8 protein-coding genes are annotated in these 16,166 nt (G+C 52.2%); all 8 read right to left on the bottom strand.

Annotated elements, in window-relative coordinates:
• Window positions 1–140: 140 nt before the first annotated feature.
• The 8 genes from MHH28_RS13455 to MHH28_RS13490 all read right to left on the bottom strand — a co-directional run bounded on the left by MHH28_RS13455 (window position 141) and on the right by MHH28_RS13490 (window position 16,165).
• Window positions 141–842 (bottom strand): hypothetical protein, encoded by a 702-nt coding sequence (locus tag MHH28_RS13455; protein WP_405115675.1) that lies wholly within the window; start codon window positions 840–842, stop codon window positions 141–143.
• A 322-nt stretch (window positions 843–1,164) separates the two neighbouring features.
• A complete protein-coding gene (locus MHH28_RS13460) occupies window positions 1,165–2,793 on the bottom strand; it encodes a response regulator (RefSeq protein ID WP_405115677.1) in 1,629 nt (542 codons plus the stop codon).
• Window positions 2,747–4,459: a sensor histidine kinase gene (locus MHH28_RS13465; RefSeq protein ID WP_405115679.1), complete on the bottom strand. Its 1,713-nt coding sequence runs from the start codon at window positions 4,457–4,459 to the stop codon at window positions 2,747–2,749. Before MHH28_RS13465 ends, MHH28_RS13460 begins: the two co-directional genes overlap by 47 nt.
• Window positions 4,460–4,514: 55 nt before the next feature.
• The gene (locus tag MHH28_RS13470; RefSeq protein WP_405115681.1) at window positions 4,515–6,221 is read right to left on the bottom strand and encodes an extracellular solute-binding protein; all 1,707 of its coding nucleotides are present in this window, start codon (window positions 6,219–6,221) and stop codon (window positions 4,515–4,517) included.
• Between the two features lie 94 nt (window positions 6,222–6,315).
• The gene (locus MHH28_RS13475) at window positions 6,316–7,194 is read right to left on the bottom strand and encodes a carbohydrate ABC transporter permease (RefSeq protein ID WP_036724075.1); all 879 of its coding nucleotides are present in this window, start codon (window positions 7,192–7,194) and stop codon (window positions 6,316–6,318) included.
• A gap of 18 nt (window positions 7,195–7,212) precedes the next feature.
• Window positions 7,213–8,172: an ABC transporter permease gene (locus MHH28_RS13480; protein WP_405117070.1), complete on the bottom strand. Its 960-nt coding sequence runs from the start codon at window positions 8,170–8,172 to the stop codon at window positions 7,213–7,215.
• 927 nt (window positions 8,173–9,099) lie between these two features.
• Entirely contained in the window at window positions 9,100–13,431 is a 4,332-nt protein-coding gene (locus tag MHH28_RS13485) for an endo-1,4-beta-xylanase (protein ID WP_405115683.1), read from the bottom strand.
• Between the two features lie 352 nt (window positions 13,432–13,783).
• The gene (locus MHH28_RS13490) at window positions 13,784–16,165 is read right to left on the bottom strand and encodes a glycosyl hydrolase family 95 catalytic domain-containing protein (RefSeq protein ID WP_405115685.1); all 2,382 of its coding nucleotides are present in this window, start codon (window positions 16,163–16,165) and stop codon (window positions 13,784–13,786) included.
• Between the last annotated feature and the right edge of the window lies 1 nt (window position 16,166).

Raw genomic sequence — 16,166 nt, forward strand, 5'->3', positions numbered from 1 at the left:
TTATTCAATACATAATATTATTATCTCTTAAATTAAATTGTGTACTTCAAAGTGATGATTTGTACCATTAATATTCACATCGTAAGCGATCCCACATATCCAAGCAAGTCCTCCACCTGCTTTGAAAATCCTATTGCTACTTAAAGGGTTGCTACCTGTGTACTTAGCCCCATAATAGGCGAGCTAACATTTGTAGTTATTTCATGTCTTACAGGGAATCCTCCCCCTTCAGGAGCAGTAGTATATCCTGGATAAGTCAATAAGTCTCCTTGTGTAACCCAAGTTGCTTTAAAATTATTCATATTATAACCACTGTTAGCATAAGCAGTAACATCCAGTTTCAATGGACGAATATTCTCAATCGTTCCATATAATGAATCATAATTAGCAGTTAACCAAATTTTTGATGTCAATCCATATCCGACAGTCCCAGGTGTGCCTGAATCTTTATTAATATCCACCAAATTTAGTGATTTACCATTTACAGAGAGAGGTAGTACTGTGCTAATAGATACTTCCTCATCACCATAATTGTTCCAAACAAGCACAGCCTCTCCCTGCCGCTCACTCTCCCCCCTAAATGTTTCTATATTTTGAGTTGCCGGGACAAATTGAATAACGCTTTTATCAGTTACAGTTGTTCCTTGCTCTTGTAGCCAAAGAATCAATTGTTCAGATACTTCATCCCTATTAAAAGTTTCAGTTGCTGCAGAAGATATTTTAGTAATCGCCGATTTGAAATCGTTTACATCATTGGGTTTTCCATTTGCTAATGTTCCTTGAGGCATGAGTGCAATTAACCAAATTAGAATAAACGCACTCATAATCACTTTCTTTTTCATTGTCAACTCTCCTTATTATACTTGTAAATGTAATTAGAGAATTTCAAGATATCGTCGGTAGGCATGCCACAAAAGCCTATTTTGGATATCCTGCAATGAATAGCCCCACTGCACCTCCATATTATTTTATTCTCTATAATCCTATATTACCCATTCCGTATTCCAAAATATCACTTTTAAGTTTTAATATTTACATTTTTAGAAGAAATTCGACTCCAAGTCAATTTATCTTCGTTTTACTCTCTTCCTACTAATTTAGCTAATAAGTGATTGCTAGAGCGTGAGCCCCTTCTGCTCACGGCTCTATAGAATAGTATGCTCCTCACAACTTCCCCCGGTAATCCTGGGGCGTCATGCCGAACTGCTCCTTGAACACTTTGATGAAATATTGGCTGTTGGCGTAGCCGAGCTGCTCGGAGATCTCATAGATCTTCAGCTCGGAGTTGCGGAGGCTTGCTACGGCCTGCTCCATCTTCATATTCAAGATATACTCGCTGATGCTGATCCCGCTGACCTGCTTGAACAGCCTGGACACATACGCCGGATGAAGCGAGACCGCGTCCGCTACGAATTGCTGGCTGGCCTGCGCCAGATTAGCCGCGATACAGCTCTGCATCTCCTTGACAATGCCCATCCGGTTATTCTGTGTATCCCGTTCGAGCTTGCCTTGCAGGGTATCCACCAACGCTTCCCCCCAGCTAATCAGCTGCGATACGGATCGGAAGAGCGTCTTCTCCAGAAGCTCGCGTCCCACCAGATCCGATAACAACGAATGATTCTTGTGGGCAATATAGTGAAAAGAGCCCAGGATCATGCTGCGGATCTCCTCAATGTACTCTTCATTATAGGCAGGCAGATTGTTGCTGAATTCTCGCATCTGCAGCAGCCGTTCCTTGTACCCTTGCCACTGGCCGGTCTCCAGCAGATGCATTAGGGTCGGGGAAGCATATAAGTCCTTGAGCGGCTGGACCGGCGAGCTCTTCTGCTTGTCCGTCAAGGAGATGAAATAGCCCTGGTCATTGCCCACTTGCTGTCTTAACGCCGACTGGGAATCCTCATACATGGCGCGGATATCCAGCGGGAATTCCCCCGGGTAGGACAGAATAACCGAGATTCCGCCATTCAGATATTCATTCACACTGCTGTGCAGCTGATGGGTATTATGGGTTAGCTGCTTGAGAATCTTGTCCGGGTCAACCGCCCCCGCTTCACTGCTCTTCACAATAAACACCAGGTTCTCGTAAGCATCCCGGCCATGCCACAGCTCGAAGCCCGGGCCCAGCAGCTCGCAGGCAATGTTCGTCACCGCGTATTCAAAGAGCAATTGGCTATCCAGCCCGAAGTTCGTGAAATGCTCCTCCAGACGGATCAGAATCAGGAAGACCCGGTCGTTCAGCTGAAAATCAATCTGATATCCGCTGAGCTTGTCCTTCAGCTGTTCCTGCGGATAGGATTTGCCCTGAATCAGCTCGGCCAGCAGCTTATCCTTCAGCGCCGGGAGATGCTCCCGGAAGGCCAGCATCGCCTGCTCATAGGATGCCGTCCGGTCGAGCTCCTTCTTGATGGTCTTAATCGTGCTCTCCAGAGCAGCACGCAGCTTCTGGTGATCCAGCGGCTTAACAAGATACTCTACCACCCCATACTGAAGGGCTTCCCTGGCATATTCGAACTCGGCATAGCCGGTTAGCAGAATACACTTGGTTCTCCGGTGGGTCCCCCGCACCTGCTTCACCAGCTCCAGCCCGCTCATCCCGGGCATGGCAATATCCGTAATGACTAGATCAATCGGGTATTGCCCGATCATCTGTATGGCCTGGGCGCCGGAGTAGGCTTTATATACTTTTTCAATCCCGAAGTCCTGCCATGGAAAAGCAAGCTCCAGATCATCTACGACATATTGTTCATCATCTACCAGCAGAATTTGCAGAATGAGCTTCTCCCTCCTTTTCAATACGAATCCGGTAACAGGTGCCTTCGGACAGCACGGAGTCTACGGATAACCCGGAGTCCTTGCCAAAATACAAGCGCAGCCGCTGATTCACATTCCTTAGCCCGGTTCCGAGCTGTTCATTACTGATGATATGATCCTCGATATGGCGGCGGACCGCGCCTAGTCGCTCCTCCGTCATGCCGATTCCGTTATCCTTCACGGTAATCAGAAGATACGAAGCCTCTTCTTCTGCGGCAACCGAGATGATGCCGGGCCTCAGGCCCGGTTCAATGCCATGCTTAATGCAGTTCTCCACCAGCGGCTGCAGAATCATCCTTGGCAGCCGGTATCTGCGCGCCTCTGCCGTGACACCGAACTCGAAGGTGATTTCTTTTTTGCGCAGATGGACCATATGCAAGTAATGCTCGACGAAATCCAATTCATCCTGAAGCGTCGAATCGAGCTGTTCAATCTTGTGAATATACCGGCAGTAAGAGGCTAAATGAAGCGTCATTGCGGTAACGGCCTCATAATCCTCAATGCTGGCTTTGCTCTGAATGAAGTTCAGGCAGTTATAGAGAAAATGCGGATTGATCTGCGCCTGATATTGCTTCAGCTTCGCTTCCTTGACTTCAATCTCCCCTACCAAGACCTGCTCAATCAGTGTCTGGGTATTCTCCGCCATCCGGTTAAAGGAATTGCCGAGCACCTTGAACTCATTGACCTGCAGATCGACGGCACGGCTGGAAAAGTCGCCCCGGTCGAACCGGTCAATCGCCTTGCGCAGCATAATCACGGGCTTCTGGACCTGACGGCGAAGCAGCAGGGTGTAGAACATAATACCCACCAGCACCACCAGTACCGCATAGAGGAACAGCCGGTTATTGCGGTTAATCGGTTCGATATACTGGCGCTTGGGATAGGCGTCTATGAAATACAAATCCAGCATGTCCGACTTCATATAGTTAATCAGATACTCTGCACGATTCTCTGTAGCGGAGATGGTTCCCCTGTTCCCGTTAATCCCAGGACTGATCGACTGTAACAGCTCCTGCGGAAATGCTGCCCCCGGCTGAATAAAGGCCCGCTCAGAGGCATCGTATAGCAGCGGCATACCGGATACATACTGATCCATCATTTTCACCAGATTATCCAGAGAAATCCTGACTTCAATTAACAGCGAGCTGATATGACTGCGCATGATGTTGGAGTAATATCCCTTGCCTTCCTTATCCATGTGCAGCACCCAGCGGTTCCGCGCCTGCTCCGGGGGGCTGAAGGTGCTGAAGGAGAAGGAGGAATCCGAGGATACCGTCTCTTTCTCATCCTCATAGTACAGAATCACTGTATTCTTCCAGGAGGTGGAGGCCGTGTTCAGGGCCAGCTTATCGATGATAGTCAGCTTCATCTCATATTTGGAATATTGATCCCCGAACTTCAGAATATAAGGATATCCACGCACAGACTGGTCCTGTGACAAAGTAATGGTATTTGTCAGCACCTGTTCAAATTGCGTGGATAGCTGGGAGGTCATGAATTCAACCTCGTACATTTTATTTTTTCTCAGCTCATTCTGAATGTCCTTCACATTCAGCCGGTAGATGAGCCAAAACGCACCTACGATGATCAGCAGCATCAGCATCAGGACAAACGACAGCCACTGAAAGATAGACAGACGATATTTCACATTGTCTCCTCCGAATGAAAGGACGGCCTAGGGGCCGCCCTTATTCTTTATATCTTTATTTCTGCAGAGATTGATACCATTCATTGACCTCTGTGGTCACTTTGTCGCCGCCTGTAGTTTTCCATTTCTCTACAAAGGTATCGAATTCGTCTACCGGCGCTTTGTCATAAATAATTTTGTTCAGAATTTCCTTCTCCAGCTTCTCCAGCATATCTCCACGGGAGAGCTGAGTTTCAGTAGGCGTACCTGTGAACATCTCAGGCATTACACTGTCCTTCTGATCGACGATGATTTTGGCTGCTAAGATCTGCTCAGGAATACGCTCGGACAGATTCTTCTCATACTGGTTAGCAGGCTCAGCGCCGCCGGCCAGCTTGGCCAGTGTATTCATCATCAGGTTAGGAATAATGGCTCCATCGTAAGTCAGGGTATAACGGATCGCATCCACCCAGCCGCCTGGAATCTTATCCGTATCCTGCTCTTTCAGGACAGTTCCGTCTTCAGCGATATCATAGTCATAGCCTTTGGCGAAGCCGTTCACGAAGGTGGTGCTGTCCGGGTTGGCCCAGTTATCAAACAGATAGTTCTGGTAGACGAAGAATGCGTCTTTATGCTCCATATCCTTGTTGATCAATACAGCACCGGAGGCGATCTTCGTGCCGTGTCTGCCTACCTTGCCATCCGGGCCTGCCGGAAGCGGATAAGCCTTATGCACTGCACCTGGAACGTTCTTCTGCAGATCCGGCAGCGGCCAGCCTGTCATCCAGTAAGGGCCGACAATGATACCGGCTTTGCCTGCTGTAAAAGCTTCTGTTGCTTTATTCTCATCATACAGACCGGATTCGGAGGAGATATAGCCTTCTTTCATCCATTTCTGCATCGTTGCCAGGCCTTCCTTCATCTCCGGCTGGACAGAGCCGTAAGCGAGCTGGTTGTCCGCCGTCTTGTTCCACTGGTTAGGCATGGCGCCGAACATCCCGAAGACCCATCCGGCTTCCGACATCCATGTGTTCAGATTGTTTTTGAAGCCTACAGCCAGTCCCGTTGTATCCTTCTTGCCGTTGCCGTCAGGGTCCTGGTTCGTGAACGCATCGAGCACGGTTTCCAGCTCAGCCAGATTCGTCGGGGCCTTAAGGTTCAGCTTCTTCAGCCAATCCTCACGGATATACATGACCGGATCATTGTTATAAGCGTTTTCCAGAATCGGAATACCCATACGCTTGCCGTCTCTCATGTAGGGATTCCATACTGTCGGCTCTTCGGCCATCGCTTTTTTGTAGATATCGGAAGCATATTTGTCGAACAATTCGCCGGCATCGGTGAACTGGCCGCTGTCGATCAGATCGGAAATCAGGGAAGGGCTTCCACGGAAGGAGATGATATCCGGCATTTTCTCACCTGAGGTCAGCATCAGGCGCAGCTTGGTTTCATAGGCATTGTTCTGGTCACTTACGGTCCAGAGATACTTGATGTCAATACCCAGCGTATCCTTGGCCCATTTGGTGTGCACGTTATTCTCGATGTTCTCGCCATTCTTGAATTTCAGGCTGCTGGCGATGGGAAATACGGTTGAGATGGTTACCGGTTCTGTATATTTGCCATTCTCAAAGGGAGCCGAATACATAGCGTCTTCGCTTGCCGCCGGCTTGTTGTCCCCTTCTGCCTTCTTGTTGTCAGCATTGCCGCCGCATCCGGCCAGCAAGCTGCCCAGCATGACTGTGGATAACACTGCCGCCGCAGAGAATTTCATTTTCTTTATCATTAATCTTGCACCCCTTTAGATAAAATTTAACCACATTAATTATATGAGTCAATCTTTTTCAGCGCGTGCATCACCCCCTTCATAGGAAGGGCAGCTATTCTTTCACCGCCCCGAGGACAATTCCTTTCACAAAGAACCGCTGCAGGAATGGATAGACGATAAGGATCGGCGCCATCCCGATGAAGATCTGTGCGGCTTTGACCGTCCGCTGCGAGATATTCTCCAGATCCTCCGGCCGCACAGTCACCTTACTGAAGTCCTGCTGAACAATGACCGACTGCAGGAAGGTCGCCAGCGGATAGTTGCGGTGATCCGTCATATACAGCAGACCGTCGAACCAGGAGTTCCAATGCCCGACAATCGTGAACAGCGACAGTGTGGCAATGGCCGGCATCGATACCGGGAGATACACGCTGAACAGGGTTCTGAAATGCCCGGCGCCGTCGATGAAGGCGGCCTCCTCCATTTCTTTGGGGACGGCCCGGAAGAAGTTAAGCAGCAGAATGATGTTCCATACCGAGACGGCCCCCGGCAGAATCAGCACCCATAAGGAGTTCATCAGGTGCAGCTTCTGAATCAGAATGTACATCGGTACCAGACCGCCGCTGAACAGCATGGTGAAGACCAGCAGCCAGATATACATGTTCCGGCGTCTGAACCGGGCGTTCTCTTTGGACAGCGCATAGGCAGCCAGAATGACTACCCCCATGCTGAACAGCGTTCCCAGCACCGTGCGCTGCAGCGTCACCCAGATGGACCGGGTGAAATTCTCATTGGCTACGGTCTTGGTATAGGCGTCCACTGTGAAATCTACCGGCCACAGACCAACCAAGTTGGCATTAGCTGCCGATTTCCCGCTGAACGATACAGCAAGCACATGAATCAGCGGGACAACACACATGATCGAGACCGCAATCATCAGGATATAGTTGAACACGGTGAAGATGCGGTAAGGTTTTGTTTTATGATACATGCCAGATTGGCCTCCATTCTAGAAAATACGGTAGTTAGCAAATTTATACGAAAGGCGGTAAGCCGTTACGATCAGGACAAAGCTGACAACGGATTTGAACAATCCGACCGCAGTAGAGAAGCTGAACTTACCGTCAACAATTCCTAGTCTGTAGACAAATGTATCAATGATATCTCCTTTGTCGAACACAAGCGCATTATACAGGTTGAAGATCTGGTCGAAGCCTCCGTTAAGCACGTTCCCCAGCGCCAGCGTTCCTACCACGATGGTAATCGGCAGCATGGCCGGCATCGTAATAGACCATGTCTGCTGCCAGCGTCCTGCTCCGTCTACCTCAGCCGCTTCATAGAGTGCCGGGTTAATTCCCGCCAGGGAGGCCAGGAAGACAATGGTGTTGAAGCCGAACTCTTTCCAGACATCACTCACTACAACGACAAACCGGAACCAGTTCCCGTCACCCAGGAAAAATATCGGCTGGATGCCGAATACACTGACCAGCACCTGATTGATTAAGCCCCCGTCTCTGGCCAGCAGGTCGGACAGGATACCGCCCAGGATCACCCAGGACAGGAAGTGGGGCATATAGACAATGGTTTGTACCATTTTCTTGAACGCCATCTTGCGGATCTCATTGAGCAGCAGCGCGAACAGGAATGGAACGATCAGATTGGCGATCATTTTCAGACCGGCAATAATCAGGGTGTTCCAGATGATCTGAACGTTCTCGGGAATGCTGAACAGATATTCAAAATGCTCCAGCCCTACCCACTTGGACCCGCTGAAGCCTAAGCCCGGCTTGTAATTCTTGAAGGCAATCGCCAGGCCCGTCATCGGGATATAGGCGAAGATTACGGTCAGGATCAGAGCCGGCAGGACCATCAGGTCCAGGCTAAGGTTCTTAGTCCATTTCGATTTTTTCCGGGGCTTCCCCGCATTGACATCCAGTTTCTCGCCTTTTACGCTGGCAGGCGTAACCAAGTTTTTCATGCTTCTGCTCCCCTTTGCTGGTCAACGTGTATCCGTTTACTTTGTTTATAGATTAATCATACCTAGCGGAGACGGGCAGATACATGATAAATCCAGAGCATTGATAACAAAATGATAACCACAACAGTTTTGGACGTAGCATTACGATGGCGCTTGGGTGGACGCTCCGCGAACGGACCGTTGTTTAAGCGGGGTAATGGTACTGCAAAAGGACAAATTTGTTCCGGCCAGTGAAGCAATTACGGTAGCACTTGGATGGACGCTCCGCGAACGGACCGTTGTTACAATCGCTGTGGTCTCCAGATTTTTTTCATTCCCCTTAGCGGTGAAAATCCGGAGACCAAGGCGACCGCTGCCGCTTTTCCACAATCGTTTCGTTCTCTCCGCTGTTTAAGCGGGGGCAATATTTACTGCAAAAGAACAAACCTTTACGAAGCTATCCACTAGCCATGACATGGCGGATTGTAGCTTAGATTAGGTTCAAACAACTTCAAACAGCCATGAGAAACTTCGGCAATTCTGAGGTACCCCGGCAACATTGAGTAGCTTCTAGCTACGCCGCCCAAACGATGGTTGCACAGCCTACTACAGAATTAGTTGGAAAAACGTATCTTAATTTAGCCGTTTTGGAGCTTTTAAGAAAATTAGGTGGATTTATGATATTTATTTTTGCGGATTTCTTCTTTTTGTTCTGGCCCCGGTGTAACAAGTGCCTTTTTTCCAACTGTTGTCCCGCTAGGTCTATTCCGCGCGCGAACAAGTGCCCAGAATCCTACTATTTCCTGGCGTAGAAGCCGGACTTCGTGGGCAATGCAGACAAAACAGTCCCCTAAAGTAGACATCACAAAAAGCAGCGGCCCCCCTCCTTATCGGGGGAACCGCTGCTCGAATCAATGCTATAGACTCGCGGATATTAATCTACTGATTGAGGCCGATTATCCGGTATACCACTACAGCAGCCTGCTCCTTGGTCATCTGGGCCTTAGGCATGAAGTAGCCGTTTTGTGCGCCTTGGATGACTCCGTCAGCCTGTAGCTTCTCAATAGCGATGGTTGCCTCCTGTGTCAACAGGTTCAGATCTTTGAATTCTGGAACTGCTGCTGGATCGGCCTTCAAATTGATCTGCTCTAGCTGGACAAGCCGGTTCAGCATGACCGCCATTTCCTGACGGCTGAGTGTATCGTTAGGACTGTACAGGCCGTCTGCTCTGCCTTTTACAATGCCTAAAGTTCTAGCAATGTTGATCGCCTCGGCATAGGGGGAATCCGTGCTGACATCCTTGAAGCCTGGAGCGGCGGCCGCAGCCTGAAGGTCAAAGGCATCGACCAGCAGCCGGGCAAATTCCGCCCGGTTCATTAATACCCCCTTCTCATAGAAAGCCTCTGCCCCGAGAGGAAGGATTCCGCTTGCAGCCAGAGCTTCAACGCTCCCGGCAGCCCACTTGCTGTGCTTCTGATCCGGCAGCTTAATGGTCGCAGCCGCATATTGTCCAAGCGCCTTGGTCTTGAAGGAGACATAACCTGTAGCAGGATCATATTGACGGTTCTTCACCACCGCAAGCTGTCCATTCTCCAGCACCTGGTACACCGCAAGCTGATGCGCCCGCCCGCCTGTCTTAAGTTCATAAGGCAACAGCAGGGTAAGCGCAGTTGCCTCAATCTCCGTGGTCTTCGCTCCTTGGATAGTGAGCGAGAAGTCCAGCACAGCCGCTCCATCCAAGCGGGTCTTCACCGCTGCCGGCCATCCGTCCTGCTTCACCCGCTTCACCTGAAGCTGAAGCACATCTCCGGGCTGTGCATCCTGCAATTTCAGCAGCTGCGTATTCAGGCTCAGAACCGCACCGAAGCCGCTCTCTATTCGAATCTCCTGAATCTTCGGCTGTGCCGCCAAGCTCTGGAGCGGAAGCTTAAGCCGCAGCTCTTCGGCACCAGAAGCAGGCTTGACGGCAATCTTCAGGATGCCGCTGTCCAGTGACTGAAGCACAGCCTGACTTACTTCATCCGGCGAGAAATTCACATTCAGGATTCCAGCCTGATCCGGGGAAAGCTGAACGGTAAGCTTGCCATCCGTGAAGGTTACTGCCGCAGCAGGCCCCTTGGATGGTGGTACATAAGCTGACGATGGAGAAGAAGAACTGCCATCTGTTGGGGGCTGCGGTGCCACCTCAGGCGCCACAAATGTCAAAATCCCGAAATTGGAGGTATCCCGCCACGTGTTCTCCCCCCGGTCATTCCATTTGCTCGTACTGCGTGTGCCGCCGCCTTGATCATCATTGATCTGGAGATCAAGCCCGATGGCGCTGCCCGCCGCCCCCTTGATCATGCCGAACTTAATCTGGGCTTCCACGCGATACCCGGTGTCTGTATGGACCACCGCGCTGGTCAATCTGCCCTCCGAGGCTCCTCCTCCGAAGGAAGCCGCATTATGGATATTGATCCGGTATTGCCCGTCATCCCCCTCATAATAAGGAGTTCTGCTGAAATTCTCATCGATGAAGATCTCCACGGAGTCCTGATCCCATGGATTCAGGGCATCCGCCTTCAGCAGTGCATCCTTCACATCTACGATCAGATAGAGGCTGTCCTCCGTCCACATCGATCTGGCTTCTGCGGTGGTGCTGTAAGGAGCAGCAGACATTTTTACCTGAAAAGGCTTCGTCTTCTCCCACTGCGCATCTATCTGGCCGTCAATCTTCACCTGACCCTTCAGCGATTCCGCTGAATTAGGCATGGCAGAGAGCCGGAGGACCCCGTAATGGCTGGTGTCCGTATCCTGGGACCGGCTTCTGTCATTCCAGTAGGCAGGAACAGCACCCGGAACACCGGCATCGCTCACACGGATATCCAGACCCAGCTCCTGGCCTGCGCTACCCTTGACAGTTAAGAGCGGAATTTGGACTTCAAGGAGATAACCGCCCTCGCGTTCTGTGCTGGTGAGGCTGACTCCCTCTGTGCCGGAGCCTGAACGCCGCAGGCTGATCTTGCGGTCATCCGGCTCATAGGCCGGGGTCTTCCCATTGTTCTCATCCAGGAAAATCTCAACCTTGTCTTCCCCATCCACACTCGGATCGGTAACGTCTACCTTCACATACAGGTTATCGGTATCCCACAGCATATGAACCTTGGCAGCTACTGTACTGCCCTGTTCCAGCGGAATCCCTGCTGTTTTGCTCCACAGGGCTTTCCCGGCTTCGCCTGCCTGAGGTGTACCTTCGAGAGCCACGGCTACATTGTGAATGGCCGGCAGCTTGGAGGGGTCAACCGCCCCCCAGTAAGCGGGCTTCGCCTTCAGCTGCTCATCGAATAACATGGCATGGTTATTGTAGCTTTTCTCATCCTGCACGCCCCAGATAGAGACCGAGGAGATCGTGTCCTTGTACTTCTTGTAGAGCTCAAACAGATCATTATAGCGTTTGCCCTGCCGCGCAGCGATATCCGCCGGAAGCGGAGAAGAAGGACTGATGCCCGAATCTACGTCCAGCTCAGTGATTTGAATGTCCAGATCAAGCTGGGAGAATTGCTGAATCGTCTTTTCAATCTCCGGGATCGATGGAGAGAACAGCCCGTGATGAGACTGGAGGCCCACGCCGTCAATCAGGTTCTTCGCCTTCAGCTTCTTCAGCAGCTGGTAGATATGCTCACGCTTTTCGGGAACCTCAGTGTAATAGTCATTGTAATAGAGCTTCGCTTCCGGGTCGGCCGCACGCGCGAATTCAAACGCCTTCTCGATATAGTCCGGACCGATCAGGGTATACCAAGGCGTTATTCTCATGCCATCCGGGCCGCCGCCATTGTCGGCAATCGCTTCGTTCACCACATCCCAGGCATAGATTTTGCCCTTATAGCGCTGCATAACGGTCTCAATATAATTCTGCAGACGCTCAAGCAGCAGCTCCCGGCTGGCCGGCTGCCCGTCAGGACCCGTGAACATCCACTCCGCAGCATCGGTGTGCCACAACAGCGCATGTCCCCGCAGCCCCATTCCGTTCGCCTGGGCAAAGTTCACATATCGATCCGCCCCATCGAACACATAGGTGCCCTCGGAAGGGGCAAGGAATTTGGGCTTCATTTCATAGGTGGCTGTGATACTATTGAAATGCTTCTTCAGCAGCTCCCCGTAGACCCCTTCCATCTGCCAGGAATACGCAGCGGCTCCAATGGCGAAGTCGTTCGCATAGATGTCTTTTAGCGCGGGAATATCTTGTTCAATGCTCATCTCAGGTGCAAGCTCAATCACCACATCATCGACATAAAAAGATAAGGTATCCACAGTCTCCTCTGTAATGTAGGGAGTCTCCACAAACAGGTTCATGTCCGACGGCTGGTCGCTGTACTGGAACTTCCCCTTAAGCAGATGCCACTGGTCCCACTGATCGGCCTTGATGCTGACCTTATCAATCGCATTCCAGCTCTCGGAGCCGGCTTTCTTATAGACCGTCATCTGCAGGCTTGTGTCGGCCTCCGGCTTCTCCTTCAGGCGGACATACAGCGAGAACTGGTAGCTCTTGCCCGGACGCAGATGCTCCTTCACACTCAGACTTGGCCCGTAGAAGCTGCGCTCTCTCCCTTCGACAAGCATACTGTGCGTCCCGGTGTTGGCGGTATCCTGACTCACCGACAGCGATTCCGGGCCAATCCGGTTCTTCCAGCCCTGAAGCGTTCCGTCTTCAAAATCCGTACGCAGCCCTTCCTCCCCCTCCGGGATTTCAGCCGCTGCGGCGGTGATCTTAACATCATCCACGTAGAATGCCGTTCCTGCTGCGGCTTCTGCATAGATTTCGGTGAACCCTACCTTATCGCCTGTAATAAAAGTTCCTTCCAGATAAGTCCACTCCTCCGCCCACTGCGCTCCGCTATATTCGGCTACAGGTTTCCACTCCTCGGATTCGCCGGTTTTGGCATGCACCGTGAATTTGACCTTCGACGGCGATTTCACCCAGGCTCCCACGGTGTAAGCTGTATTCGGAGCCATGTGATCCGTCAGCACCTGATTGGGGCCTTCCCAATCCTTGGTTCGTCCATCCACATACAAGCTGTAAGAGCCGCTGTGATAGACCTCGTTCGTGACTGTAAGCTGCTCGTCACCTTTCTTGGTCCAGCCCTGCACAGTTCCGTCTTCATAGTCCGAAGCGAGAACAACTGCCGGACCTCTTTCAGCCGCAGCATAGACCGGTGTCCGCATGGGCAGCACCGAAGCAGCCAGGACGACCAGCGCCAGCCCTAAACTCATCATTCGTTTACGTTGAAGCATCTGTACCCTCCTAGAATTCATCATTATAAAGCGCTTCCAGTTTGAATTATAGCCCTCTGGAAAACGTTTACAAATAACAATTTGGTAGGATAGATAACAAATTGATAATAAGAGCGGAGAAAATCCCGCCATAGTCACCCCCGGCTCCCTCCCCCTTGCGCCAGCACGCTGCTCCAATTGTATTCGGTTTTTCGATTACATTTGGCCAGCGCGCCTCATTTATCGTTTGATCTGTGCCCCGTTGGAATCCGGCCGAGTCCCCACCCAACACAAAAAGCAGCACACCCCATCCACCTGAAGTGTGCTGCAAATTGTACTGTTTAGAATTACTCTATCTTACTTGCTCTGTTATTTACTCCGCCTTCTCTGCAAACCGGACAACGACACGTTCCCCAGCCTGCATCTCAACACGCACCAGTCCGTCTGATCCAGGCTCCATACGCTGCCGCATTTCCCCGATCTCCACCTCTAATGGGCGGTCTGCCAGGATAGTGCAGACTCCCCCATAATGAGCGGTAACCTCCGCTTGCCCAAGCTTCCCGGCGGTCCAGGTCAGGTTCACTTCATAGCCGCCGCGGGCCCGCAGTCCCTTCACCCTTCCCTCGCTCCAGCTTGAAGGCAAGGCGGGCAGGAACTCCAGATATCCCTGATGCGATTGCAGCAGCATCTCGGCAATTCCGGCCGTAGCGGCAAAATTCCCGTCAATCTGGAACGGCGGATGCGCGTCGAACAGATTCGGATAGACACCGCCGCGTTCATTGTTAACAGCCTCCGGCTGAACCAGCGTCAGCAGGTTAGTGATCAGCTGCTTGGCGCGGTCCCCCTGCCTGAATCTGGCCCATAGTCCGATTTTCCAGCCCAAGCTCCACCCGGTTCCGCCGTCCCCGCGAATCTCAAGCGAGGTTCTGGCTGCTTCGTACAGTTCGGGAACCAGCTTCTCCGTAATCGATCTTCCGGGGTAGACCCCGACCAGGTGGGAGACATGGCGGTGATGCACATCCTCATCCTCCATATCCGCCGACCACTCCTGAAGCCGGCCTCCCACACCAATCTGCAAGGGCAACAGCCGCGCGCGGGCGGCCTCCAACTCAGCCGCGAATTCGCCGTCCAACCCCAGTAATCCAGCGGCAAGGCTGCAATTCGTGAACAGCTCCGCGATCAGTGACAGATCCATGGTTGCCGCTTCGCTGACGGCATACTTCTTGTCGCCGTCTACGATTTTGTGCTCAGGAGAAGTGGATGGTGAGGTAATCAGGTACCCGTCCGGATTCTCGATCAGCCAGTCCAAGCAGAACATGGCCGATTCCTTCATCACCGGATACGCGGTCTCCCGCAGGTAGGACAGATCGCCGCTGAAGGCATAATGCTCCCACAGATGCTGGGTGAGCCATACCCCGCCCATCGCCCAGGATGCCCAGACCGGATCTCCGTCGCCGTAACCGCCAACGGGCGCTGTCTGCGCCCAGAGATCTGCATTATGATGGGCTACCCAGCCTCGTGCGCCATAGTTAATCCGGGCCGTCTCGCTGCCGCCAGCCGCCAGCCGCCGGGTATAGTCAATCAGCGGCAGGTGCAGCTCGGAGAGATTGCAGACCTCCGCCGGCCAATAATTCATTTCCGCATTGATATTCAGCGTGTAATTGCTGCTCCACGGCGCACGGGTGTCCTGGTTCCAGATACCCTGAAGGTTCGCAGGCTGCGTACCGGGACGGGAGCTGGCAATCAGCAGATACCGGCCATAATGGAACAGAAGCTCAACCAGACCCGGATCATTGCTGCCATAGGCGGCAATTCTCTGGTCTGTCGGCATGCCCTCAGGGGCCAGGCTCTCTCCCAGATGCAGCTCGACCCGGTCAAACAGCTTACGGTGGTCGTCTACATGACGGGCCAGCAGCCCGGCGTAAGGCTCACCGATGATGCGCTGCACCGCTTGCGCGGTCTGCTGCCGCACATCGAAATCCGCCTTCACTGTGCCGGACTGCGCATCGAAGGAGGTGGCCGCACTGAAATACAGCACAGCCTCCGTAGCCCCGGTAACCTGGATGCCGTCAGCATGAGCCTCCAGACAGCCTCCAGTCTGGACCGCAGCCAGACGCCCGTGGAACTTCAGACTCCGGAGGGACTCCCCGCCGTAACGGACTGGCTGATCGACCTCATAATAATTCGGCGCCACATATTCGGGAGCATGTCCGGTAATCGTGTAATGCTCCCCGTCTGCTTCGGAACGGTAACGGAGCGGACTGTCCAGCTTCGCCCGGAAGCTGAGCCGGTGCTCCTCGCTGGCCGTTAAGCGGACAATGATCGCCTGATCCGGGTGAGAGGCAAAGACCTCCCGGGTATACCGGACACCGCCGATCACATAAGAGACGGTGCCAATTCCCGTAGACAGATCCAGATTCCGGCTGTACTCCCCGTCTATGGTCTGCCCGTGCTCCATCGTTAGCAGCAGATCCCCGAACGGCAGGTAGGACTGGGCGTAGGGGCCCATCATTTTTTTGCATAGCTCATCCGCTTCCTCATTCCTGCCTTCCGCAATCAGCGCCCTTACTTTGGGCAGAACCTCGCGGGCTCCCGGATTGTTCCAGTCTGTCTTGTACCCGGACCACAGCGTGTCCTCATTCAGCGCCAGGCGTTCCTTCTCAATGCCACCAAAAATCATGGCCCCCAGCCGTCCGTTCCCGACTGGAAGCGCCTCCACCCAATAAGTGGCGGGCGTGTTAAATGATATATTCATT

This window comes from Paenibacillus sp. FSL K6-1217 (genome assembly GCF_045040735.1).
Taxonomy (GTDB): Bacteria; Bacillota; Bacilli; order Paenibacillales; family Paenibacillaceae; genus Paenibacillus_AQ.

Excerpts from the sequence above, each read along its gene's own strand:
- MHH28_RS13475 (WP_036724075.1), bottom strand. The coding sequence starts at position 7,194 with ATGTATCATAAAACAAAACCTTACCGCATCTTCACCGTGTTCAACTAT.
- MHH28_RS13490 (WP_405115685.1), bottom strand. The coding sequence starts at position 16,165 with ATGAATATATCATTTAACACGCCCGCCACTTATTGGGTGGAGGCGCTT.
- MHH28_RS13485 (WP_405115683.1), bottom strand. The coding sequence starts at position 13,431 with ATGCTTCAACGTAAACGAATGATGAGTTTAGGGCTGGCGCTGGTCGTC.
- MHH28_RS13470 (WP_405115681.1), bottom strand. The coding sequence starts at position 6,221 with ATGATAAAGAAAATGAAATTCTCTGCGGCGGCAGTGTTATCCACAGTC.
- MHH28_RS13455 (WP_405115675.1), bottom strand. The coding sequence starts at position 842 with ATGAAAAAGAAAGTGATTATGAGTGCGTTTATTCTAATTTGGTTAATT.